Origin of the sequence: Paenibacillus tianjinensis (genome assembly GCF_017086365.1) — a bacterium.
GTDB classification, from domain to species: Bacteria; Bacillota; Bacilli; order Paenibacillales; family Paenibacillaceae; genus Paenibacillus_AQ; species Paenibacillus_AQ tianjinensis.
Map to the genome: position 1 here is coordinate 3,848,321 of NZ_CP070969.1, position 24,199 is coordinate 3,872,519.

Consider the following 24,199-nt stretch of genomic DNA (forward strand, 5'->3'; position numbering starts at 1 on the left):
TTAGTTTCATCTGTTATCCAAATCAGGTACCGCAAAATGTCCGGTAAGGACTGGAGCAGCTCTCTGGCAGTATCGAGTATTCCTCCTGTTCTGGAGTATACGCATAAGGGTTCGATAGAACACTAAGAAGCCGCTCCATTACACTGTAGTCTTCCCGTTCTACCGCTGCCTCCAGTGCCTCTTCTACCCGGTGATTTCGCGGGATCAGTGCTGGATTGCTGCTGCGCATCAGCAGGCGGGAGGACGCTTGAGATTCTTCCTGTCTGCTCAGCCTCGCCTCCCATAACTCATTCCACTTCGCAAAATCCTCATTCCCGAACAGGACCGTATCTTCCGGTCTGCCCAAAGTTAAGGCACGGAAAGTATTGGTGTAGTCCGCCCGGTTCTTCTGCATCATCCCGAGAAGTCCGTCAAAGAGTGATTCGTCCTGCTGTTCTTCGTTAAAGATGCCCAGCTTCGCCCTCATTCCCGTGAGCCAATTCCGGTGGACCCTCTCTGTGAAATCTGAAAGGGCATCCTCGGCCAGTTTGACAGCCTGCGGCTCATTGTCATGAAGCAGCGGCAGAAGAGCCTCAGCAAATCTCGCGAGATTCCAGGCGGCAATACGTGGCTGATTGCCATAGGCATAGCGGCCCTGAAGGTCAATGGAACTAAATACCGTCTCCGGATTATAGGTATCCAAAAAGGCGCATGGGCCATAATCTATGGTTTCTCCGCTGAGGGCCATGTTGTCGGTGTTCATCACCCCGTGAACAAAGCCGACGAGCTGCCATCTGGCAATCAGCTCTGCCTGCCGGTTAATCACTTCCTGGAGCAGGGAGAGATAACGGTTGACTCCACCCTCAGCTTCCGGGTAATGCCGGTGCAATGTGTAATCAGCCAGGGCTTGGAGATCTTGGGTATTCCCCCTTGCGGCGGCGTATTGAAAGGTGCCGACACGCAGATGACTGGCAGCCACTCGGGTAAGAATAGCACCTGGCTGCTCCGTTTCCCGGATGACGGATTCACCGGTTGTAACTACCGCCAAACTGCGGGTCGTCGGAATGCCAAGCGCATGCATCGCTTCGCTGATGATGTATTCGCGGAGCATCGGCCCCAGAGCCGCCCGGCCATCGCCCCTCCGGCTGTATGGTGTTCTGCCTGAGCCTTTGAGCTGAATGTCAACGCGCACGCCCGGCGGCGTAATCTGTTCCCCGATCAATACTGCCCTGCCGTCACCTAACATGGTAAAATGCCCGAACTGATGCCCTGCATAAGCTTGAGCAAGAGGCACCGCACCTTCAGGAACCTCATTGCCTGCAAGAACCGCAACGCCGTCATTGCTTCGCAGCGCTGAATGGTTCAATCCCAGGGCTGCTGCTAAGTGCTCATTAAGAATGATCAGCTTCGGCAAGCGGACTGGGGTTGGCTTGAGCTTTGAAAAGAATGATTCCGGCAGGCTGGCATAACTATTGTCTAAATTCCACCCAGCATCCCTTATTTCTATTTTCTCCGTCATAAGGTCTCCTTTTTTTTTGCAACAAGTTTTTCTTTTAGTGTATACTTCAGCTCATTTATTATCCTCTTACCGCTCTTTAACCAATAATCAACGGGTTCCAATCTCGACTGCAGCCCAACAGGGAGTCTGTCTGAAATCATTTGGATATACTTCTATATGATAAAAAAACAAGCCCTGAAAACAGGACTTGTTGGTATAAGGCCATCTTATTCTCCGTTATCCCATGGACTGCTATCCGGGAAAAGCACTTCCCCGCTTCGCTGCCTAATCTCCACTATTTCCTGCAGGGTTCCCGTCAGCTCTCCGGGAGGATAAGGCTTGGTTAAATATTTCTGGACATTGTCCTGCATATTCTTGTCCGCCTTGTCGAGAGCAGAGGAAATAATAATCGGGACATGCTCTGTACGGGCATCATCCTTCAGCATACGGATCAGATCCCAGCCGTCCAGCTCTTCCCCCAGCATCAAATCTACAACAATTGCCACAAAAGGCGTCTTCAGCGCCTGCTCATAAGCCTCCTGCGGACGGTAATGATGAGTTACGCGGAATCCCTTGCCCTTCAGCTCCTCAGACAGCAGCAGTGACAGGCTGTAATCATCCTCTACAATCATTACATTCGGTTTCTGCTCCTTGTCTAAACTCAATTTAATGGGCTCATCCTCATGCCGGTTGCCTGAAGCATTGCGAAGAGGAAGACTGAACCAGACCGTTGACCCTTCGCCTTCTTCCGACTCAATGCCGATGGAGCCTTTCTGCTTCTCAATAATTTCTTTACAGATAGCAAGCCCGAGTCCCGTTCCGCCGATCCGCTTGGAGGCGCTGTTGTCGACTCTTCTAAATTTCTGGAACAGCTGACCGATCTGATTTTTGGGAATACCCAGACCGTGATCCTGAATCTCCACAACAACCCGCTCCGGTTCATTATGCAGCATGACCTTGATCTCGCTGGCGCCCGGTGAGAATTTAATCGCATTACTGAGCAGATTCGTCAGTACCTGGACGATCTTGTCTCTGTCCACGTCAACCTCGGCATTCTGCGCTTCATCTTCCAGCAGAATATGATGTGTCCCGCTAAGCTTATATTGGTCTATCACTCCGAGGACAAGCTCGCTAAGGTTAAGCGGCTCCGGATTATACTGCTGGGTTCCAGATTCCATACGCTGCAGATCAAGGAAATCATTGATCAGTTCGGTTAGTCGCTGAGCTTCCCTGTGGATGGTCTCCAGGTACTTCAGCTGCTTCTCCGGCTTCATCGTTTTGGACAGCAGCAGTTCTGTGAAGCCGAGGACGCTTGATAACGGGGTCCGCAGCTCATGGCTGACCGTGCTGACCAGATCCGATTTCATCAGATCCAGCTCATATTCGCGGGTAATATCGCGGTGGACGAACAGCGTCCCGAAGCGGGTCTCCCGCCGGTATACCGGTATAGCGTACATGTCGATATGCTTCAGCGATTCTTTGCCTAGCGAATACTTCATGGAGCTGGATTCGATGAAATGCTCGGACATTGCCTTCTGGTAGAACAGCTCAAGCTCATCCGATTCATTGGCTGTATGGATGAAATGCCCGCTCCAGCGTTCTTTTGGAATAAGATCACCTTCGGACCACTCATTATAGCCGAACATCTGGGCTAGAACCTGATTCATATGCAGCATGCTGCCGTCCATTTGCACAAATTGGATTCCTTCATTGACGTTGTTGACAATATCCTGGTTCAGTCTGCGGCCGTATTCAATTTCCTCATACATGAACAGCCTTTCTATGGCCAGCGCTACACGATTCATCATACCTTGGATTTCATTGATCTCATCTTCACTGAAGGAATGCCCAATCCGGGTGCCGCAGAATACAGCGAGGACATCATCTTGCGCATTCACAACTGTCGAGTAAAAGTCATACGAATCTGTACCTTCAGGTGCAATTCCCTTCTCTCTTAACGTAGACGGCCGCTTGGTGATATAGGATTTCTCCGTCCGCATGCGGTGCAGCATATTGCCGCTTTCACTGCCTAGATAACGCTCAACATTCTCCTGCGGCACACCTTTAACCGCGCTGATGTTGTCTTTGACAAGCAGGAAGAGACTGGAGTCAAAGGCATACTGTTTATTCATGAATTCGATGAATTTCTCGGCAAAATCCTGTTTGTCCAGCGTATATGTGATGTCATGATTCAGCTGGTTGCTGCGTTCCAGCATGATTTTAGTCTGCTCTGTATTCTTGAGCGTCTCCGCCAGCTCCTGCTGTACATTCTTCATAGAGGTAATATTGTTGGCAATCAGGATATACTGGTAAATCTCCCCGTCATCATTCAGATAAGGCATTATCGTCATGTGCAGCCAGACCGGAGTACCATTCTTCATGTTCATCCGGATTTCATCGCTCCACACCCCGCCGGTGCTCAGCTTGCGGATGATCTGCTGTGTCTGGGAGTCCGAGAGATTCTGCACATCAAACAATCGGAAGGTAGAGCCGGCCAGCTCTGCATTCTTATAGCCGGTATAGTCACTCAGGTTCTCGTTGGCATAGGTGAAGATCCCCTTCTGTGAAAGGATGGCAACTGCTGAGGACTGGTCCAGTGCCTTCATCATGTTCTCTATTTCGCTTAGCGAACGTTCAAGCTTGAACTGCTGATCCTGAAGCTCATCCTGCTGGGCATGCAGCTCTTCATTCTGCATCATCAGCTCTTCTTCTTTATCCTGTATACTATGGGTCATGTTGAGGAATGCCTCGTAGAGACGGCCGATTTCATCCTGCTTATGCAGCTTGCTCAGCAGCACAGCCTCCCCTGCGGCCAGCGAGTTCGTAGCTTGTTCCAGCTGAACGATCGGATCAATAACAATTTTGAGAATCCTCCAGATCATCAGCGTGAAAAGCAGCAGCAGCGCCATACTGAGGAGAAAAGCGAGAATCGTAAATTCATTCGCCTGTTTTAGGGACTGGTCGACCATATCGCTCAATTGCTGATTGGAGCGTGTCTCATAATTTTTAGTATACGCCAGGAAATCATTAACGGCCTGCGTGTTTCCGTTCTTGGCCAGTGCACGCAGCCCGGTATAATCATCCTGCTTGACAAAGGCGATGGCTTTGGGCAGTGTCACATTCTGATACTGATCCAGATACGCTTCCAGATCTTCTCTGAATTGCGCTTCTTCCGGTGAAAGCTTCAGTTTGGAGTAGTCCCCAAGAACATTTCCCAGCTTATCCAGCGCTTCATAGGCCAGCTGCAGTTCATGGTCGCTTTTGAGCAGGGAATATCCTCTGACACGGAAGAATACCTCATTCAGTGTCGCAGCCATTTCATTGATGGTTCCGGCCTTATGCTGCAGCACTTCCTGGTTATGGTTCAGCCGCTCTTGCTCTGCATTGATGTAGAGAAACAAACCGGCCCCGGTCAGAATCACCAGTATGATTAAGCCTGCAATAATGCGGAAATATTTATGTTTGATACTCATATTACTGAGGCTTCTTCTTATCACTGAGAATGCCCTCCACGATCTGCAGAAGCTCCATTGGGCTAAACGGCTTCGGCATAAAATAACGGGCTCCGGCTTCTCTTGCTATGTTCCGGTCGGCCTCCTGCGCTTTGGCAGTCAGCATTAAAATGGGTGTTGCAGCCTTCATCTCTTCATCGATCAAGCCCAGCACTTCAATCCCGGTCAATTCGGGCATCATGTAATCCAGTATCACCAGATCGAACTTGTACCGGGACAGCTTCGTCATCGCCTCACGCCCGTTCTCGGCGGTATGCAGCTCGACTTCCTCCAGATCCTCCAGCGTATCTTCGATCAGCATGCGTAAAACATCCTCGTCATCTACAATCAATACTTTTTGCATCTTACTCTCACCTTTCAAAATGCACCGCGGGCGCTGTATCTTTTAGAATAAAAATCTGTGTGCCAGCCGCTCAACCCTTGTCAGCATTTCCGGCAGATGAAACGGCTTTACAATATAATCATCGGCACCTAGCTGCAGCGCGTGAATAATATCCTGCTGATTATTTCGGCCGGTAAGCATGATAACGAGTATATTCACTTCCGGATACCTGCTGCGGAGCTGCTTGAGCACTTCCAGTCCATCCAGTTCAGGCATGATACCGTCCAGGAGAATGATAAATTTATCTTCGGGTGAATACCATTCCGATTGCAGGAACTGTGCTCCGTTTTCGAAGCTGCTTACCTCCATCTTGAGATTATTTGCCGGCTCCCATTCCCTGAACTGCTGGACGACAATCCGGCGGATCAGCGCATCGTCATCGACAACGATCACCTTAAGCACCTGTTCTACTTTACCTGCCGGAAGATACTCGTTATAGAGGGTTGTCTGGTTTCTTCCGGCATGTTTGCTGGCATACAGGGCCTGATCCGCATCCTCAATCAGCTCCTCCGGATCATCCCGCCGGGCTCTGATCTCTGTGATTCCGCCTGAGAAGGTCACACGGAACTGCTGCTGCTTAGCCCAGAAATCCATGGCTGCGAACTGACTCTGGATTCGTTCTATGACAAGCAGTGCGGAAGCCGCATCCGTATTAGGCATGAACAGGGCAAACTCTTCCCCGCCATAGCGGCAGAAGGTATCTTCAACACGGATGGAGCTGCGCACCAGCTCTGAAAAAGCCTGCAGCACCTCATCACCGACCAGATGGCCGTAAGTATCATTTATATGTTTGAAATAATCCAGGTCGAGCAGCGCCAGTGAAAAAATCCGTTCGGTCCTTCTAAAATCGGATACCAGCTGCTTCATCGTCTGGTTAAAGTATCTGCGGTTATAGGCACCGGTCAGCTCATCGATAATAATCGATTTCTGCCACTCCTTCTTCAGCTCAAAGCGGTTCTTGATCAGAACTAGAAACAGGTCGATGTCCACCGGCTTCGGCATGTAATCCATCACACCCAGTGAATACGCGTACAACTGGAGATCCTTGGAATGCTCGCCGCTCATGATAATAATCGGGATACGTTCTTTTTTGGCTTTTCCGATAATCTGGTGAAGGACATCAATTCCGCTCTGATCAGGCAGCAGAATGTCCAGCAGAATCAGATCCGGCCTGCTCTCATAAAACAGCTTCAGCCCGCGCTCCGCCGACATCGCGATATTCACATAATAAGATTGCTGCTCCAAAGATTCCCGCAAAAAAGCGACAAGCTCCACATCATCATCCACAAGCAGAATTTCATACTTCTGCTGCTTGGAGCCGGTAGAGAGGCTGATTTCCAGCACAGGGTCGGGCACGCTTCCGGAGGATTCTTCTCCGCTAAACAGGTCCAGTACAGGGTGTAAAACCTCGCGCCATTCCGCCTCCATCCAGACCTTATCACTATGATCCGAGAAATAGAGCAGCGTACTGCTGGCAAACCTCTCTACCCGGTCCAGGCCGACGGTTCCCGCAGTTCCTTTTAGATTATGCAGAAAACGGTAGATCTCCCTTTCCCCGACATACTGCTGGCCCGACCATTTCTCCAGAGTCTCCCTAGTCCGCTGCTCGACTAGCGCTTTATATTTTCTAGTTGTCATATTTACTCCTTAAACAAATATATCAATCTATAAGGACATCCTAACTTACACATTCAGTCAACTTATTCTAATGAATATAGGCTTGAAGATCAAATAGATAATCAGACTGACAAAAAACCTTTGGTTGCCGCCTGTGTCATCATTTGCAATAATGATTGAAACGGTTCATTCTGTTAATGCGGCGGATGAACAAAGAATAGACAAATGGGAGGCTTTTTCATTGAAGGGGATTATTACTGTACTGGGAAAAGACAAAGTAGGGATTATTGCCAAAGTCTGTACATACCTTGCCGAACACAATCTGAACATACTTGATATCTCTCAGACGATTGTGCAGGACTATTTTAACATGATGATGATTGTAGATATTTCAGCGCCAAGCAAATCCTTTGAGGAGATTGTTCTGGATCTGCAGCATGTGGGCGAAGATATCGGCGTAGAAATCAAACTTCAGCATGAGGATATCTTCAATATTATGCACCGCATTTAGCAGCGAAAGGATGAGCGAACAATGATTTCACGTGGCGAAGTACAGGAAACCAATCAAATGATCTCTGAAATGAATCTGGATGTCCGCACGATAACGATGGGTATCAGTCTGATGGACTGCGCCCATACCGATCTGCGGGTGTTTAACCAGAATGTATATGATAAGATTACCCGCTCCGCCGAGAAGCTGGTGAAGACCGGTGAAGATCTGGAGCGTCAATTCGGTGTACCGATTGTCAACAAACGGATTTCCGTCACCCCGATCTCCATTGCGGCTGGTGCCGTTCATACGGATTCTTATGTACCGGTTGCGCAAATTCTGGACAATGCGGCGAAAGAGGTCGGTGTTAACTTTATCGGCGGATTCTCCGCACTTGTGCAGAAAGGCTGCACCAAAGGCGACCGGATTCTGATAGACAGCATCCCTGAAGCCCTGGCTGTAACCGAACGTGTATGCTCCTCTGTGAATGTCGGCTCCTCGCGCAGCGGAATTAACATGGATGCCGTGAAGCTGATGGGCGACATCATTATCCAGACTGCGGAGCGCACCAAAGACCGAGATTCCATCGGCTGCGCCAAGCTGGTTGTCTTCTGTAACGCGGTGGAGGACAACCCCTTCATGGCCGGAGCTTTTCACGGTGTAGGCGAGCGTGAACTCGTCATTAACGTCGGCGTCAGCGGTCCCGGTGTCATCAAGCGTGCGCTGGAGGAAGTGAAGGGCCAGGACTTCGAGACGCTCTGCGAGACGATCAAACGCACCGCCTTCAAAGTTACCCGGGTCGGCCAGCTGGTCGCCCAGGAAGCCTCCAAGCGGCTGGGTGTGCCATTCGGCATCATTGATCTGTCCCTCGCCCCGACTCCGCTGATCGGAGACTCGATCGCTGAGATTTTCCAGGTCATGGGCCTGGAGGAAGCCGGCGCTCCCGGCACTACTGCAGCGCTGGCCATTCTCAACGACAATGTTAAAAAAGGCGGCGTCATGGCCTCCTCCTATGTCGGCGGACTCAGCGGCGCCTTCATTCCGGTCAGCGAAGACCACGGGATGATTCAGGCTGTACAGCGCGGCGCGCTGACCCTGGAGAAGCTGGAAGCAATGACCTGTGTCTGCTCGGTCGGACTCGACATGATCGCTATTCCGGGCAGCACCAGCAAAGAGACCATCTCCGGCATTATCGCAGATGAAGCTGCGATTGGTATGGTCAACAACAAAACGACTGCGGTCCGCGTCATTCCGGTAATCGGCAAGGACGTCGGCGAGATGGTCGAATTCGGCGGCCTGCTCGGCTATGCGCCTGTGATGGCTGTGAATCCGTTCAACTGTGCCGGGTTCGTGAACCGCGGCGGACGGATTCCCGCACCGATCCACAGCTTCAAGAATTAAGTTTACGCAAAAGCGCCGCCCCCTGATCTCAGGCGGGCGGCGCTTTTGCGTACGTCTTAATCGGCTACAGGGCGGCAGAAGGTCAGACATGACCCAGCTTCTCCGGTCCCATGATCAGGTAAACGCTCTGAATCTGCTCCCCGCTGCGGCTCAAGGCCAGGCATAGTACGGCCTTAACCTCGCCTTGATCTCTGTAGACCAGATTAGCTTCGCCGTTAATGAGTTCTATCGAGGAAGTCCAGCTTCGCATCCGGGCCAGCACCCTGCGGGAGGTGAGCAGTGCCAGTACGCCCTTGCGGCCCGCCATCGGCCGGAGGATCGTATGGACTTCCCGCCCTCCTCCATCAGCAACGAGTACGGCTTGCTCTGTGAGGAGAGCGAGCATCCCGCTCACATCATGTGCGGCAAAGGCGGCGGTGAACCGCTGAAGCATTCCCGTACGAACCTGCTCCGGTGCAGGTGACATTGCTTCGCCGGCCGGATCAGCCTGAAGCGTCCGCTTCACACGGCTGAAAATTTGCCGGCAGTTGCTCTCTGTTTTGCCGACCATCCCTTGTCCTGTAGATTACATCGATACCCCCGGATACATGCCTGTGGAGATCGCGATCCGGTTCCAGCTGTTAATCGTATTGATGCTCATTATCCAGTCGACGAATTCCTCTTCGCTAACATATTCGCGGACATTATCATAGACTGCCTGCGGCACCCCGCCCTGGCTGATGAGGGTTACTGACTCCGCAAGCTCAAGAAGCGCTCTTTCCTTGCCGCTGAACACCGGTGCTTCCCGCCATACGCTGACCAGCACCAGCTTATCCTGGTAATCCCCCAGCTTCAGCAGATCCTTGGCATGCATATCCAGACAAAATGCGCAGCCGTTGATCTGCGATACCCGTATTTTGACCAGCTCGGCAAGCACCTTGTCCAGTCCCCTGCCTGCATTATGCTGCTCTGCTGCCATCATGGCCCGGAACGCGGGTGCGTTTATCTGTCTGTAATTAAATCTTAAACTCATTGTTGATCGCCTCCATGAATTAGGTTCAATAGTGGAGACAATGCAGGGATATCTTTTGTGACAATTACCTTTAACAAACGCTGCAGCCAGTCTTAAGCCTCTGCCCGCTTGCTCTTTCTGATCGTAATCAGACGCCAGCCCGTCAGCAGGGCCGAGACCAGACAAATGACCGAAGAAGTCATAAAGACCACGTGCATGCCCGAGAGGAAAATATCCGGACGGCCCGGAACGAGACCGGTTACCCGGTGCCCGGCCTTGCTGCTCATCACATTGAACAGGATGGATGTGGCAATGGTGATCCCGACGACCATCCCCACATTACGGACAAGTGAATTGACACTGCCCGCAGAACCAAGCTGAGTGCGCGGGACCTTACTCATAATCAGTGAATTGTTCGGAGACTGGAACAGCCCGCTGCCGATCCCGAGCATCGCGATCCACAGTCCGACGAGAATAACGGAGCTTCCGTCATGCAGCCGGGCCAGCCCGAACTGGGCAATCACCATGACGATGAGCCCGGCGAAGGTTAAGAACTCAGAGCCGATCTTATCAGACAGAGCCCCGCTGAGCGGAGCGATGACAACCATCGAAATCGGAAAGAGCATCAGCAGAAATCCGGCATAGAACGGTGACAGGCCCAGCATATTCTGCGCATAGAAGGGCGAGATAATATTGAAGCAGAAGTTGGCCACAAATACGAGAAAGGCACACAGAATGCTAAGTGAAAATAGGGAGTTCTTAAACAGCGACAGCTGCAGCAGCGGTGCCTGACTGCGGAGTTCCACGACAATAAAAGCGATGAACGAGGCGGCGGCAGCGATAAGCGCAGCGACGATCTTGCTGTCCCCATAACCAAGCTGCTGTCCCAGCAGCAGTCCGGCAAACAGTGTAATGATAAAGAACGCAAACAGCAGACTGCCCGGCAGATCAATCCGCGATTTCACCCGGACCAGATCCTTCGGCAGAACCTTCATTCCGAGCGCGAAGGCAATCAGGCCAATCGGCACATTCACCCAAAAAATATATTCCCAGCCCAGGGTGGATACAATAATTCCGCCAAGGCTAGGTCCGGCGATACTGCCGAGAGACACGAAGGTCCCGATCAGGCCAAGCGCCTTGCCGCGTTCGGTAGCCGGAAAAATATCCGTCACAATTCCCTGGCTGTTCGCCATGGTCATCGAAGCACCAATGGCCTGAACGACACGGGAGGCAATAAGGAATGGAAGACTTGTGCTCCATCCGCAGAGCAGAGAACCGAGAATGAAAATCACTGTCCCGATTCTAAACACACGGATCTTACCGACCATATCCCCCAGCTTACCAAAAAACAGAATAACCGAACAAATCGCCATCAGATACCCTGTAGTGACCCATTCGACCTGGGCAACCGGAAGATTCAGCTGCTTCACCAGCACCGGCAGGGCAATATTGACAATACTTCCGTCCAGGGTAGACATAAAAGTAAACAAATTAAGAACAATCAGAATAATCCAGCGCATCTTCTGAACCGCTGCATCCTCCTGATAGGTTGCACTAATCGCACTCATGGAAGAACACCCTCTTGAATCGAATTTCAGAACTAGTTGCGTGCGCAACAATCTGCATTCCCCAGTGTACAGCAAATTAGTTGCGTGCGCAACAACTTTACGGTAAGCTTTTGAAGTGAGTACTAACAGCAGCGTATGAATCTAAAGAGGTGTCCGTATTGAGAAAAGAACCGATCGGCAAGCTGGTTGCCTATCTTCACCGCCAGAACACAAAAATATTGAGCAAAGAACTTGCACCCTACGGGCTTGGAAGCGGCGGACAGCACAGTTTTCTGAAGCTGATTCTCGGTCATCCGGGCATTACCCAAGACCAGATGACGAATGAAATGAAATTCGATAAGGCGACAACAGCCCGTTCCGTGAAGCATCTGGAGCAACTGGGATATATTGAACGGCGAACCGATCCGAAAGACCGGCGTTCTTCTCTTTTGTATCCTACAGCCAAAGCCGTGGACTTTGCTCCAGTATTTCAATCCATTCTTGATGAGCATAACCGCAAGCTGACTGCCAATCTGACGGAGGAGGAAGCCGACACACTGGTGGCTTTGCTTCATAAGGTTACCCGTACTTCCGAAAGCTTATGATAGAGATTGTCTAAGAGCCGCCATACTGCCTTCACAAAATCAGATATGACCGGCATCACAACCTCATTCTCGACAAACACATTTCCTTCGATCAGCGGCATATTACAGAGATCCTTATAACCGGAAAAGCGGCTGGAACAGTTTGTGTTTGTTCTGTATCCTCCTGCGGGCCGGGTGGACAGGCTTCGCACTGCGCAGCAGCTAAATCGGAGCCGGGAGAGAGGACAGCCATCCGTTAGCGGAGAACTGTCAGAGGGTTTCGGACCATTTTCACGGTGCATTGAACTGTTTTCCCTGCGTATTGCAAAAAAAATGCCCCCCGTCTGGACGAGAGGCCTGCTGGCGATTTTATTTAAGTACACCTTTGAAAATATTAGCTTCCACACCCTGCACTCCGGCCTTGAACTTGAACAGTCCGCCTGTAAGCGGCCAGCGCTGGAGCTCTTCTTCACTCATCCCGTCCCGTGCCGTTGTAATATACAGCTCATCGAGCGCATCGCCGCCGAAAGTGCAGGAGGTGACATTTTTAGCCGGAACTTCAACCTTGGCGAGCTGTTTCCCGGTGTGGGGATTCCAGCGCGACACACAGCCGCCGCCCCAGTGCGCAATCCAGAGCATACCTTCACGGTCAATCGTCATCCCATCCGGGTCACCGGCTCCCTCCGGAATAAGGAAGACCCTCCGGCGGTTGTCAACGGTACCGGACTGTACATCATAATCCATGACGTCTACACCCCGGGTTGCCGTATCAACGTAATACATCCGGCCGCGCTGGTCATCCCAGGCCAGGCCATTGGAGATGCTTATGCCGGTTAAGACCCGGCGCACCTGGCCATCAAGATCCATGACATACAGACTGCCCGCCGCCTTTGTGAAATCCATACTCATCGTGCCGAACCACAGCCTGCCGCTGCTGTCACATTTGGCATCATTCAGCCGGTTGCGCGGATGCTCAGGTTCTACCTCAGCAATCCGCTGCTCCGGCTCATTTTCGCTGAACCGGTATAACCCCGTCTTGCAGTGCCAGTATCCAGCCGCCGCCAGCTGCCGGGACTACGGCACTGATCTTTTTATCGAAGGTATAGATCTTCTCGTCCTTAGTGTTTGGATCATAGCTCCGCAGCTGCTTACCCTCAATATTCACCCAATACAGCCTGGCGGCCTTATGATCCCAATGGGGGCCTTCCCCCAGCAAAGCCTGTGCGTCTACAACCAATTCTGCTTGACCAGCCACTTTGAAATCCTCCTTACCCACTCGGTCTAATTTCACTCCCGTCTATTCTACCTGTGATTTCATGGATATTCCACTTCCAGCCAGCCGTTTGCCGGCTAATGTCCCGAGACAGCCGGCTCCTCAGCGGAAGCATCCATCTTCTGACGGCCCATGAAGCTGGCGGCAAGCAGGGCAAGCACAGCCGGAATTACGGCCCAGGCGAAGGTTCTCACAATCGAGGAAGACAGTCCCGATGTGATAACTGACAGAATGTCAGGCGGAATGAGTGCACGCGTATCCTGGGACAACAGAGCATGCGGATCCTTAATATCAAGAGCCGGTGCAGAAGCCGATCCTCCGCCGCTTGAGATCATACCGGCCAGCTTCGACGAAAAATAATGACTCTGGATGATGCCAAACGTAGTGATTCCGATCGTCATGCCCAGGGAACGCAGGAAGTTGAGCGTCGCACTGGCGGATCCGCGCTGCTGCGCGGCCAGACCATGAATAGCCGCAGTGCTGAGCACCGAGAACGAAGCCCCCACACCCAGGCCGATCATGATCATATACAGCGTCACCAGCAGCCTCGATGAATCCGGGGTGAGTGTAGTGACAAGTGCAATGCCCAGCACCAGCAATGCGAGTGTAGGAAGCATCAGGCTGCGGTAGCTGAATTTAACCATCAGGAACCCGCCCATTGAAGCTGTTATAACAGAACCTACCATCATCGGCAGCAGGACCAGGCCTGAATTCGTAGCCGAACCGCCTAGCACCCCCTGGATAAAGATCGGAATGTACACAGAGGCTACGATAAACGCAGCTCCGCTGAACAAGGCACACAGGATGCTGAAGGCGTAGAGCCTTTTCCGGAACAGGGCAAAAGATATAATCGGCTCCTTTGCTGTTCTCTCCGCAAGCAGGAACAGCGTCGTAAGAACCACAAAGGCCGCGAACAGACCCAGGATGAACAGAGAATTCCAGGCATACTCTTTACCGCCAAGCTCCAGTGCAAACATCAGGCTGATTACCGCCCCCAGGAGGGTTCCGGCACCCAGCCAGTCGATCGGCTGTTTCGAATGCTCCACCGACTCGCGGTAAAAGCTCACAACCATAACCAAGGCGAGCAGCCCCAGCGGCAGATTAATATAAAACACCCACTGCCAGGCGATATGATCGGTAATATAAGCACCCAGCAAGGGTCCAAAGATGCTGGATAAGCCAAAGACCGCACCGAAGGCCCCGCCCAGCTTGCCGCGCATTTCAAGCGGCACGGCATCGTACATAATTGCAAAAGCGATCGGCACGAGCGCACCGCCCCCGATTCCCTGAACAGCCCGGTAAGCGGCTAACTGGGTAATCGTGTCTGCTGTACCGCAAAGCGCCGAACCGGCCATAAATACGATGGCGCCAAAAATGAAAAACCTCTTCCGGCCGTACATATCCGAAAGCTTACCGAAGATCGGCATACCCGCCATTTCCGCAACAAGATAAGCCGAGGTTACCCAAACAAATTTATCCATTCCGCCAAGTTCACCGACAATGTTGCCCATCGCTGTGGACACAATCGTACTGTCCATTGAGGCCATTAGAATCCCCAGCAGTAAACCTGCGATAACAATGCCGAGATTAGGCGTTTTTGCTTTAGCTGAGTTCATATGACCCGCTCCTTTTTTCGTGTTTACATTTTAGATTTAATCCACCGGCTTAATCACAGCTTCGGGGAATGTTCAGACTTCCGGTCATAAAAGAGGAAGGCTTCATACCTTCACTTTCTATTACAATTCCAGTTAATCCGTTTGTCGTTTTGGTTTCGTGCCATTCGTCCTTCTGCCAGAACACTGCATCTCCAGCCTTTACTTGAAAATATTCATTATCTCCACCTCTAACCTCTCCCTCCCCGGCTATAATTAAGAGGATTTGGGGTGAAACAGCCTGATGATAGCCAATAATACCATCCGCTTCTAAATACATACACCCAATATGAGCACCTTGTGTAGTTTGAATAATTTGGGACATCAAAAAATCGGAATCATATTTAGATATCCTTCTGCCAGTCTCTTTATCAAATCTGTAAAACTCCATTGCTTACCTCCTTAGATAGCAAATCTAACCAGTAGAGAGCCTTATTTCTTTTCTACTTCACATATTTCCTCTGCTCTAACACAGTTGCGCTCTTATGAATCTCCAGATAGTCCCTGTACTCCACTAGTTGAATCACACAGCCCGGGCCAATAATAATCTTCTCCCCGCGTACAGTCCCGGCATAGGTATTCTGAAGCTCCACGTAATCCCCTTCAATCAGCCCTGAAGTGAACACCATGTCCTGCCCCTGTCCCAGATGAAGCAGCGTTTTGGTCTTGCTGCGTTTGACCGTAATAGTGCTGCCGCCCACTTCTGCCGCACTGGACGGTCCGTACAATGTCAGCTGCAGTGTCTCTGCACTCAGCAGGCCTTTAATCCGCAGCGCACCGCTCACCTGAAGCTCCTCCGCTTCACAGTCCCCGCCCACCTCCAAACTCCCGCTGAATTTCAGTTGTCGGGCACTGACGCTGCCGGCCTGAACCTCTCCGTGGCCGCGCAGCATACCGCCCTCCATCCGTTTCTTTACCGAAAGCTCACCGGTCATCTTCAATTTCTCCATCCGCAGGCTGCCGGACACTGCGGTTTCCCCGGTCAAGCTGAGACTTTGGCAATCCACATCTCCGGCAAATTTGCATTCTCCGGTTACCTTTATCTCCAGAAAATATCCGCCAAGCGAAGAGGAGGTTCCCAGCACCTTCAGATTACTCCGGTTCATCATCTCATTCACCGCTCTTCTCCACCTTCCCTACGCTGGCGTCAGGATGAACTGACAGCTCAGTGAGATATTCCACACGGCCGATCCTGCAGCCTTGACCAATCTTCACAATACCACCCCGGACAATATCTGCAGTCGTAAATTCCAGATCAAGAATATCGCCTTCAATCGACCCCGTGATTAGCTCTGTTCTGAGCTTTGGGATCAACCCGGACGCCAGCTTGTTCCAGAGACCTCCGCCGGCCTTACGGATCACCAACGTCTCAACACCAATTTCACCCGCTTTGGCCTGACCCTGCAGCCGATAATCCACATGTCCAGCACTGAGCAGGCCGCTAACCGTAAAGACACCTTCACCGGACAGGTTCTCCAGCTCACCGTTACCTTTTATGGTAAGCATTCCATTCAGATTGCAGTTTTCCCCCCGCAGATCCTTGTCAATGGTCATCATGCCGTCAAATTCCATGCTGCCGAACTGGAGTGTACCGCCCACTTTTAGCTTACCGTTTGCCTGCATCTCCTCTGCCGTAGCATCACCATTAAATGTTATGACTCCGTTTGCTTTAATTACCTGGGCGCGGACCGCCCCGTTCACTTTGCATACCCCTTCCAAAATCACATTGTCATAGATGCCTCCGGCTCCTCCGGTGATTCCCGTGAGCTGTAAATCCGGCAGCGGCTGTTTATTCATCACTCATGCCTCCTAAATAGATATGCAACATTGTTAATTCAGCTTGCCATTCAGCTGTTCCAGCAGATCCGTAAGGCTAAGCCGGCTGACCAGCCGCGTGCCTTCATCAAATATCAATTCCGCCGGTGTAGCTGCCAGAAGAAAGAAGCTGGCACCCATTTTGCGGATAAAAAACAGCTCCCAGCTCTTTCCCGCAAACTTTGACGTATTGTTGGTAAGTGTGCGGAACAACCCATCCGCTTCATCCAGATTCATTTCCCCCTTGCTGATCAGCCCGTCAACCGCGACTAGATGTACTACCTGATCGAAGGTATACTTCTTTCCGCCAGTCGTTGCATCACCGAATCTGTCCAGAGTTCTCTTCGAAACAATGTTACGTTCCAACAGCTGGGCAGCACTCAGGGATAGATGGGCATGGGCAAAAGATGTCGTATCCGCCAGCTTTTCGGCTAATTCATCAAGGGAAAGATCGCCCTTCATGTTGATGATGTTATGGACACGCCTAAGCATTCGTTCCTTCGGAAAAAAGGTTTCCTGGCCGGTAAACGCCGATTTGCGAATAAACCAATCCTCCGGGATAAGCTGCTTCCGCTTCCAGCGGTACAGCTGCCCGTAAGAGATCCCCGTTAATTCCAGCAATTCCTTCTTGGAAATCAAATCTTCTTCCATATTGACCACTCCTTGGTGCAATCGTAACATAACATTGTTACGTTGTGAACACCTGACTATCCCATCCAGACGGCTTCCGTTTACCGTGTTCCGCTTCATGCCATTTAAGATTGTACTGTATGCCGAAAAAGCAGACCTCCGCCCCGGAGTGGATTTCTGCTCATCCGCTAAACCTAATTTTATTACCGTTGCTGATCCGGTGCCGAAATGCAAAAAGGAGCAGACCGTTCCCGGCTGGGAATGGTCTGCTCCTGTCTATACTATTTGAACAAAAGGATGATGCTTACTCTTCTGTCTTGACTTCATCCGTGTCTGCTGCGGCTGCCGGTTCGGCAGTTTCCGCAGTTTCGGCCTCAGCAGGTTCTTCCAGAGCTGCCGGTGGTGCAATGCGCAGAATCAGCGTATCCTCAGGCGTCAGTACTTCCCAGCCTTCATGCTTAGGCAGATCTGAAACCAGCAATTGATCACCGATATTAAGACTGCTGATATCCACATCGAAGGTGGCTGTCAGCTTGTCCGGCAATGTGCGGATATCCAATTCATACAACTCTACCTGCTGGATGCCGCCGTCCTTCACACCGGCAGGTTCGCCAGTGAAGTGGAATGCAACCTTTGTAACCAGCTCCGCCTTCATGTCAATCTGATGCAGATCTACATGCAGCAGCTTGCGTGACAGCGGCTGGCGCTGTACTTCAGCAATTACCGCGTTTTTGATACCAGAGCCGGGAAGTTCTACTTTAAGAATTGCCCGGGGGTTCTTGCCGATAATTTCAGTAAGGGCTTTAGCATCTGCAGTAAAGGATTGCGTATCTGAACCTGCACCGTAGACGACAACCGGTACAAAGCCTTTTCTCCGCTGTGAAGAAGTCGAGCCGGATCTTTCAGTCAAACGAACTGTAGTATTCATGATATTCCTCCTAAAGGTTGTGGGTATTAAAAAACAAGACCAATTAGATGTAAAGGTCTAATCAGTCTCTTATTAACCATATTTGCCTGTTGTGGAATCAGTATAGCACTGCCGCAACAGCAAGTCAAAATAGGGTAATCTTCAATTATCATACATTTTTATAATAAATTATGCTAAATGACAGGCTACAAAGTGGCCGCCGCCCGCATCGCGGAAGACCGGAATTTCCGCTGCACATACATCCTCTGCAAAGGGACAGCGGGTGTGAAATTTGCAGCCGGAAGGCGGATTCGCCGGGCTTGGAATATCCCCCTTCAGGACAATCCGTTCCCGCTTCAGCTTCGGTATCGGCACCGGAACCGCGGAAAGCAGTGCCTTCGTATAGGGATGCAGCGGCTGACGGAACAGTTCGTCCCTGGCTGCTGTTTCCACCATCGAACCGAGATACATCACGCCAATCCTGGAGCACAAATGCTCCACTACACTGAGATCATGGGATATGAATAAATAAGTCAGCCCTTTCCTCTGCTGCAGCTTGCTGAACAGGTTAATAACCTGGGCCTGAATCGATACATCCAGCGCTGAAACCGGCTCATCGGCGATAATCAGGTCCGGATTCAGAATAAGAGCACGGGCGATCCCGATACGCTGGCGTTGTCCTCCGGAGAACTCATGCGGAAAGCGGTCGATATGATAGGACGATAGCCCGCAGGCTTCCAGCGCTTCCAGTACCAGTCCACGGACCTCTGATTTCGGGCACAGCCCATGATCAAGCAGTGCTTCTCCAATGGCGTCACCCACCCGGACCCGCGGATTAAGCGCACTGTGGGGATCCTGAAAGATCAGCTGCATCCGGGGACGCAGGAGCCGCATTTCGGAAGGTGACAGGTTATGAATGTCCACGCCCTTGAATTTCACTTGCCCATCTGTTTTCTCGGTCAGCCGCAGGATCGTCCGTCCGACCGTGCTCTTGCCGCTGCCGGATTCACCGACCAGGCCGAAGGTTTCGCCCGGCGCGAGCCGGATGCTGATATCGTCCACCGCTTTGACATGTCCGACTGTCCGGCCCAGCAGGCCCTGGGTAACCGGAAAATACTTCTTGAGATGATTGACTTCAAGCAGTGCCTCAGACATGCACTTCCGCCTCCTCATACAGCCAGCAGGCTGCTTTTTGCCCGCCGCTGACCTCCTTCAGCTCAGGCTGGCGGGTCCGGCAGACCGGCATGCAATGTTCACAGCGGTCGTGGAAATAGCAGGAAGGTTCAAGCTCCAGCGGATTCGGCACCTGGCCCGGAATGGAATACAGCTCATCCCGGCGCTGCCCCATTACGGGCTTAGATTTCAGCAAGCCCCGAGTATACGGATGCTTGGGGTTCTGAAACAGCTGGACCACTTCGCCTTCCTCAACGATTTTGCCGGAATACATCACAATAACGTAATCGGCCATCTCCGCCACCACCCCCAGATCATGGGTAATCAGCATCATCGACATCCCGGAGCTCTCCTTGAACTCACGCAGCATGTCGAGAATTTGTGCCTGAATTGTCACATCAAGGGCCGTAGTCGGCTCGTCGGCAATCAGCAGCTTGGGACTGCAGGAGATCGCGATGGCGATCATGATCCGCTGCAGCATCCCGCCGCTCAGCTCATGGGGATAGCTGTCAGCAATCTGTTCAGCGCGGGAAATCCCCACCTGCGAGATCAGCTCGACCGCCCGCTGCCGGGCTGCTTTTTTCTTCATTTTCTGGTGAACAATCAGCGGCTCCATAATCTGCTCACCAATCTTAATGACCGGATTCAATGAAGACATCGGCTCCTGAAAAATCATAGCGATTTCATGGCCGCGGATCGCCCGCAGCGAATTTTTGTCCAGCCGCAATAGATCCTCTCCGAGAAAATCGATGCTTCCTCCGCTAACTTTCCCGCCGGGCTCTTCCACCAGGCCCATAATCGACATGGCGGTTACACTTTTGCCGCAGCCGGATTCCCCGACAATACAGACCGTTTCCCCTTCGCGTACCCGGAAGCTGATATCATCGACAGCTCTCACTTTTCCTTCTTCGGTGAAGAACACGGTACTGAGACCGTCTAATTTCATGATCTCCTTCATGAGATGATGGCACCTACCTCTTCTGTTTAGGATCAAGCACGTCTCTGAGGCCGTCACCAAATATGTTAATCGCAATCACCGTAGCGAAAATCGACAGTCCGGGCGGAATCCATAGCCACGGATGGTCCTGGAAATCGATCATATTATTCGCCGCATCAATCATGTTCCCCCAGGTTGGCGTCGGCGGCATGACGCCCAGGCCGAAGAAGCTGAGCACCGATTCACTAAGAATTGCCCCGCCGATATTCAGCGTAGCCATTACAATCAGGAGCGGCACAATGTTCGGCAGCAGGTGGCCAAACAGCTTCCGCCGGTCACGGAGTCCAAGCACTACGGCTGCCTGCATGAATTCGCGTTCCCGCAGGCTGAGCATCTGCCCTCTGACCATCCGGGCCAGTCCCGGCCAGTTCACGATGCTGAGCATGAGCATTACAATATACATCCGGTAATCCGTCGGTATCTTCCATTCGGACAGCAGTGCGCCAAAGATGAACAGCAGCGGAAGGCCTGGAATCGTCATCAGCAGATCGGCGACCCGCATGATTATCTGGTCCGCCAAACCGCGGTAATACCCGGCAATTGCACCCAGCAGTGCACCGAGAAACACCGACAGTACCATGGAGGCCAGCCCGACTGTAAGCGAGATGCGTCCTGCCTGCATTACACGGGTCAGAATATCCCGGCCCAGTGCATCCGTTCCCAGCCAGTGTGTAAGATTCGGCGCCTTATTCATCATCGCCATATTAATTTTGTTATCCGTATAGGGTGAAAAGAACGGTCCGATAAAACAAAGCACAAACATAAAAACAACGACCCCAAAACCTGAAACAGCAAGCTTATTGTGCATTAGCCTCCCCAGCGATTGCCGGAACAGGGAGGATTTCTGCAGCTTAATCTGCGGCCTATGGAGCTTAGTTAACTTGCTGTCAGCAGCCAAAGCGGTACCCTCCTCACTACAACCGGACCCGCGGATCGGCTACCCGGTACAGAATATCCGAGAACAGCGTTCCGATGACGGTCAGAATGGCAATAAACATTGTAAAGCCCATCAGCAAAGGATAATCCCTAAGCCCGAAGGACTTCATATACAATTGGCCGATGCCCGGCCAGTTAAAGATCTGCTCGATAATCAGCGACCCGCCGAACAGCGCGGGCAGCTCGAAGCCCACCAGGGTAATCGCCGGCAGCAGCGCATTGCGCAGCGCGTGGGTGAACAGCACCTTCCGCTCCTTAAGCCCCTTTGCCCGGGCCGTGCGGATATAATCCTGCTGAAGCACATCGATCATGTTGCTGCGGAAATACCGTGTCAGTGAACCTAAACCCAGCAGAACCATGACGACTACAGGCAGCGTCATATGACGTACTACTTCGTTGAGATAGGCAAGACCGGTTGCATTGCTTCCAGTAGTAATCATCCCTCCCGGCGGGAGCCATTTAAGGTCCACAGCCAGTATCTTGATCAGGAACAGGCCGATAAAAAACGACGGCAGCGACATCGCGGCAAAGATCGCCACCATCACCAGCGTGTCGAACCAGGAATATTGCTTATACGCCGAAACAACGCCGACAATCACCGCGATCACCCAGGTCAGAAAGGTTGAAACGGCAGCCAGCAAAAAAGAATTCCAGATATAATCGCCAAACAGCTGAAGCACCGGCTTCTGCTGGGCAAGCGAAGTTCCGAAATCCCCGTGAAACGCATTTTTCATCCAGAGGCCGTAACGCTCCAATACCGGTTTATTAAGCCCGTAAATTTCCCGCAGCTCTGCTTTGCGCTCCGCCGTCAGCTTGATGTTTCCCGTAATGAAGTCCCCGGGAGTTAGTGCATACAGGCAGAAAATCAGCAGTGACGCCGCAAATAGAATAATCAGCATATACAGCAGTCTTTTAGTCAGATAAGTACTCATGATCCGCTCCTTAAGGATTCGTCTCCTCCCCATAAGTACCGGGCAGGAGACGAAGTAGTCATTATTTCAGCGTCCATTCCGGCAGGCTGCCGGCGAGTCCGATGAACGGGCTGACCGAAAGGTTCTGAATGCGTCCATTGTAGGCGTAAACTGTTTTCTTATAGCTGGTGAAGAGAATCGGAAGTTCATCGTTAAAGAGCTGATAGAGCTCTTTATAGACCGCCTTGCGCTCTTCAATATCGCTGGTTGCCAGGGCTTTGTTGTACAGCTCCAGGAATTTCGGGTTCTCATAGTCGGTAATTTCTCCGTCGAAGAACTGCATGAAGCCGTCTGCCGGATCAGTCAGCATACTGGTGGAGAAAGAAACGAGATCATAATCTCCGCCTTCTACCTTGGAGACCAGCGAGTTGAAGTCAGCGAACACTTCAGGCTGGAAGTCGATGCCGAGCGCCGCAAAGTTTTCTTTGGCTACCGCGATGAATATATCGGTGTTCTTGCTCTTCGAGCCGAGATAGTGAATCGAAAACGGCTTGCCGTCTTTTTCGCGGATACCGTTCGCACCAACCGTCCAGCCTGCTTCATCCAGCAGCTGTTTGGCTTTTTCCGGATCGTATTTATACGGATTGATACCTTCTTCTGTATAAGCCCAGGAGATTGGCGAAGCCGGAATGTTGGCAATTGAACCGGCCCCCTGCTGGGCATCCACATAGATGCTCTGACGGTCAAGACCATACATAATCGCCTGTCTGACCAGCTTATCCTTCAGCTGCTCATGCTTCAGATTGACCTGCATGTAGCCGTAGGTGCTTGGGGTATAGGGAAGAATGTTGACATAGCCGAGCGCCTTCAGCTTCTCGATATTCTCTTCTGTTGCACTGAAGGAAGCATAATCGACCTCTCCGGTCTCCAGGAACTGCCACACATCACCCTCAGAGGTTTTGTAGATGAAATGCTCTGTCTTGGGTTTGCCTTTGAAGTAATTCTCATTGGCTACCAGACGGACTTCCTGGCCGGGAATGAATTTCTCCAGCTTGTAAGGGCCGTCGCCGAGCGGTTTCTCATGCAGCTTCTTGATGTACTCCAGTGAGCCAAACTTATAATCTTTGCCGTAGTACGCCTTGGATAGCACGTTAGAACCGAGAACTACCAGCGCCGTCGCATTTGGTTTTTCCAGTGTGACGGAGATCGTCTGCGGATTAATCACCTTGATACCGTCAATGGTTGTGGCCTTACCCTCTTTATAAGCCTGGCCGCCCTTCACATTCAGCGTAGGCAGCGAGGAACCGCCGTCATAGGCTTTGTCGTATTGAATCGTCCACGTAAAAGCTACATCATCCGCTGTAAGCGGCGAGCCGTCGCTGAATTTCAGGTCCTTGCGCAAATGGAACGTGTATGTAAGCTGATCCTCCGAAACTTCCCAGCTCTCAGCAAGCTCGGGGATCGGCACACCCTTCTCATCTACCGTCACCAGTGAAGCATACAGCAGTGAAGATACGTTGCCGTCATAGCCGCTTTCCTGGAAATAAGGAGTAAACGCCCCGCTTGGATCGGTAAGGCCGACGATAATCGTGTCTGTCCGCTTCTGGGCGGCTGCCGGAAGCTTTGACAAGTCAGATGCCGTATAAGGCTCACTTAGCGCCCCTGCCGGAACCGGTGCCGGTGATGACGAAGCCGCAGAACCCGTTGCACCATCCGCCGCAGCTGTAGCCGTTACTGAATTACCTGTTGCCGCAGCGTTATTCGTATTGCTGTTGTTAGAGCAGGCCGTAAGCAGCAGGGAACCTACAAGTAATAACGAGGACAATAAAATCGTGCTTTTTCTCATACAATCATCTCTCTTCTCTCCGTATAATAAATACCATAATTCCTACCCACTAAGTGTG

Annotated in this window: 24 protein-coding genes; 4 read left to right on the forward strand and 20 right to left on the reverse strand. The window is 51.6% G+C overall.

The features are described from left to right. Window positions 1-22: 22 nt before the first annotated feature. The 4 genes from JRJ22_RS17500 to JRJ22_RS17515 all read right to left on the reverse strand — a co-directional run bounded on the left by JRJ22_RS17500 (window position 23) and on the right by JRJ22_RS17515 (window position 7,009). Window positions 23-1,498, reverse strand: a complete 1,476-nt coding sequence (locus JRJ22_RS17500) for a protein adenylyltransferase SelO (protein ID WP_206100733.1) — start codon at window positions 1,496-1,498, stop codon at window positions 23-25. A gap of 206 nt (window positions 1,499-1,704) precedes the next feature. Continuing rightward, window positions 1,705-4,950 (reverse strand): ATP-binding protein, encoded by a 3,246-nt coding sequence (locus JRJ22_RS17505; protein WP_206100734.1) that lies wholly within the window; start codon window positions 4,948-4,950, stop codon window positions 1,705-1,707. A gap of 1 nt (window position 4,951) precedes the next feature. Further along, window positions 4,952-5,332, reverse strand: a complete 381-nt coding sequence (locus tag JRJ22_RS17510) for a response regulator (protein ID WP_206100735.1) — start codon at window positions 5,330-5,332, stop codon at window positions 4,952-4,954. A gap of 42 nt (window positions 5,333-5,374) precedes the next feature. After that, window positions 5,375-7,009 carry a GGDEF domain-containing response regulator gene (locus tag JRJ22_RS17515; protein WP_206100736.1) on the reverse strand — a complete coding sequence of 545 codons (1,635 nt, stop codon included), beginning with the start codon at window positions 7,007-7,009 and terminating at the stop codon, window positions 5,375-5,377. Between the two features lie 220 nt (window positions 7,010-7,229). Between JRJ22_RS17515 and JRJ22_RS17520 the strand changes: the two genes are divergently transcribed. Next, window positions 7,230-7,499, forward strand: coding sequence for an ACT domain-containing protein (locus JRJ22_RS17520; RefSeq protein ID WP_054941253.1), 270 nt, complete (start codon window positions 7,230-7,232; stop codon window positions 7,497-7,499). A 24-nt stretch (window positions 7,500-7,523) separates the two neighbouring features. Further along, a complete protein-coding gene (locus JRJ22_RS17525) occupies window positions 7,524-8,879 on the forward strand; it encodes a PFL family protein (RefSeq protein WP_269751885.1) in 1,356 nt (451 codons plus the stop codon). An 82-nt stretch (window positions 8,880-8,961) separates the two neighbouring features. Here the strand turns inward: JRJ22_RS17525 and JRJ22_RS17530 are convergent, their stop codons facing one another. The 3 genes from JRJ22_RS17530 to JRJ22_RS17540 form a co-directional block, all read right to left on the reverse strand. Beyond that, entirely contained in the window at window positions 8,962-9,429 is a 468-nt protein-coding gene (locus tag JRJ22_RS17530) for a sigma-70 family RNA polymerase sigma factor family protein (protein WP_206100738.1), read from the reverse strand. 15 nt (window positions 9,430-9,444) lie between these two features. Next, entirely contained in the window at window positions 9,445-9,891 is a 447-nt protein-coding gene (locus JRJ22_RS17535; protein ID WP_206100739.1) for a carboxymuconolactone decarboxylase family protein, read from the reverse strand. Window positions 9,892-9,983: 92 nt separating this feature from the next. Continuing rightward, complete coding sequence (locus JRJ22_RS17540) at window positions 9,984-11,438, reverse strand: MFS transporter (protein WP_206100740.1); 1,455 nt, start codon at window positions 11,436-11,438, stop codon at window positions 9,984-9,986. 158 nt (window positions 11,439-11,596) lie between these two features. Here JRJ22_RS17540 and JRJ22_RS17545 point away from each other — a divergent pair, with 158 nt between their 5' ends. After that, entirely contained in the window at window positions 11,597-12,022 is a 426-nt protein-coding gene (locus JRJ22_RS17545) for a MarR family winged helix-turn-helix transcriptional regulator (protein WP_054941258.1), read from the forward strand. A 348-nt stretch (window positions 12,023-12,370) separates the two neighbouring features. On the opposite strand, the gene JRJ22_RS17550 is transcribed toward JRJ22_RS17545, so the two are convergent. The 7 genes from JRJ22_RS17550 to JRJ22_RS17575 all read right to left on the reverse strand — a co-directional run bounded on the left by JRJ22_RS17550 (window position 12,371) and on the right by JRJ22_RS17575 (window position 17,392). Beyond that, complete coding sequence (locus tag JRJ22_RS17550; protein WP_332461401.1) at window positions 12,371-13,066, reverse strand: SMP-30/gluconolactonase/LRE family protein; 696 nt, start codon at window positions 13,064-13,066, stop codon at window positions 12,371-12,373. Next, entirely contained in the window at window positions 13,008-13,256 is a 249-nt protein-coding gene (locus tag JRJ22_RS29295; RefSeq protein ID WP_232380876.1) for an SMP-30/gluconolactonase/LRE family protein, read from the reverse strand. The genes JRJ22_RS17550 and JRJ22_RS29295 overlap by 59 nt, the downstream gene beginning before the upstream one ends. Window positions 13,257-13,351: 95 nt before the next feature. After that, complete coding sequence (locus JRJ22_RS17555) at window positions 13,352-14,890, reverse strand: MFS transporter (protein ID WP_206100741.1); 1,539 nt, start codon at window positions 14,888-14,890, stop codon at window positions 13,352-13,354. Window positions 14,891-14,939: 49 nt separating this feature from the next. After that, window positions 14,940-15,317, reverse strand: a complete 378-nt coding sequence (locus JRJ22_RS17560; protein ID WP_206100742.1) for a cupin domain-containing protein — start codon at window positions 15,315-15,317, stop codon at window positions 14,940-14,942. A gap of 52 nt (window positions 15,318-15,369) precedes the next feature. Then, on the reverse strand, window positions 15,370-16,044 hold the full coding sequence (locus tag JRJ22_RS17565) for a hypothetical protein (protein WP_206100743.1): 675 nt from the start codon (window positions 16,042-16,044) through the stop codon (window positions 15,370-15,372). Then, window positions 16,037-16,723 carry a hypothetical protein gene (locus tag JRJ22_RS17570; protein ID WP_206100744.1) on the reverse strand — a complete coding sequence of 229 codons (687 nt, stop codon included), beginning with the start codon at window positions 16,721-16,723 and terminating at the stop codon, window positions 16,037-16,039. Before JRJ22_RS17570 ends, JRJ22_RS17565 begins: the two co-directional genes overlap by 8 nt. Window positions 16,724-16,756: 33 nt before the next feature. Then, window positions 16,757-17,392 carry a YhbD family protein gene (locus JRJ22_RS17575; protein WP_206100745.1) on the reverse strand — a complete coding sequence of 212 codons (636 nt, stop codon included), beginning with the start codon at window positions 17,390-17,392 and terminating at the stop codon, window positions 16,757-16,759. A 97-nt stretch (window positions 17,393-17,489) separates the two neighbouring features. Between JRJ22_RS17575 and JRJ22_RS17580 the strand changes: the two genes are divergently transcribed. Next, window positions 17,490-17,660: a hypothetical protein gene (locus JRJ22_RS17580; RefSeq protein WP_206100746.1), complete on the forward strand. Its 171-nt coding sequence runs from the start codon at window positions 17,490-17,492 to the stop codon at window positions 17,658-17,660. Between the two features lie 15 nt (window positions 17,661-17,675). On the opposite strand, the gene JRJ22_RS17585 is transcribed toward JRJ22_RS17580, so the two are convergent. From JRJ22_RS17585 to JRJ22_RS17610, 6 genes are all read right to left on the reverse strand, one after another. Beyond that, entirely contained in the window at window positions 17,676-18,299 is a 624-nt protein-coding gene (locus JRJ22_RS17585; RefSeq protein WP_206100747.1) for a 50S ribosomal protein L25, read from the reverse strand. Between the two features lie 168 nt (window positions 18,300-18,467). Continuing rightward, window positions 18,468-19,433 (reverse strand): ABC transporter ATP-binding protein, encoded by a 966-nt coding sequence (locus JRJ22_RS17590; protein ID WP_206100748.1) that lies wholly within the window; start codon window positions 19,431-19,433, stop codon window positions 18,468-18,470. After that, window positions 19,426-20,409 carry an ABC transporter ATP-binding protein gene (locus tag JRJ22_RS17595; RefSeq protein ID WP_206100749.1) on the reverse strand — a complete coding sequence of 328 codons (984 nt, stop codon included), beginning with the start codon at window positions 20,407-20,409 and terminating at the stop codon, window positions 19,426-19,428. The genes JRJ22_RS17590 and JRJ22_RS17595 overlap by 8 nt, the downstream gene beginning before the upstream one ends. A 13-nt stretch (window positions 20,410-20,422) precedes the next feature. Further along, window positions 20,423-21,346 (reverse strand): oligopeptide ABC transporter permease, encoded by a 924-nt coding sequence (gene opp4C, locus JRJ22_RS17600; protein ID WP_206100750.1) that lies wholly within the window; start codon window positions 21,344-21,346, stop codon window positions 20,423-20,425. Window positions 21,347-21,362: 16 nt separating this feature from the next. Next, window positions 21,363-22,316: an ABC transporter permease gene (locus JRJ22_RS17605; protein ID WP_206100751.1), complete on the reverse strand. Its 954-nt coding sequence runs from the start codon at window positions 22,314-22,316 to the stop codon at window positions 21,363-21,365. A 61-nt stretch (window positions 22,317-22,377) separates the two neighbouring features. Further along, on the reverse strand, window positions 22,378-24,141 hold the full coding sequence (locus JRJ22_RS17610; protein WP_206100752.1) for an ABC transporter substrate-binding protein: 1,764 nt from the start codon (window positions 24,139-24,141) through the stop codon (window positions 22,378-22,380). Between the last annotated feature and the right edge of the window lie 58 nt (window positions 24,142-24,199).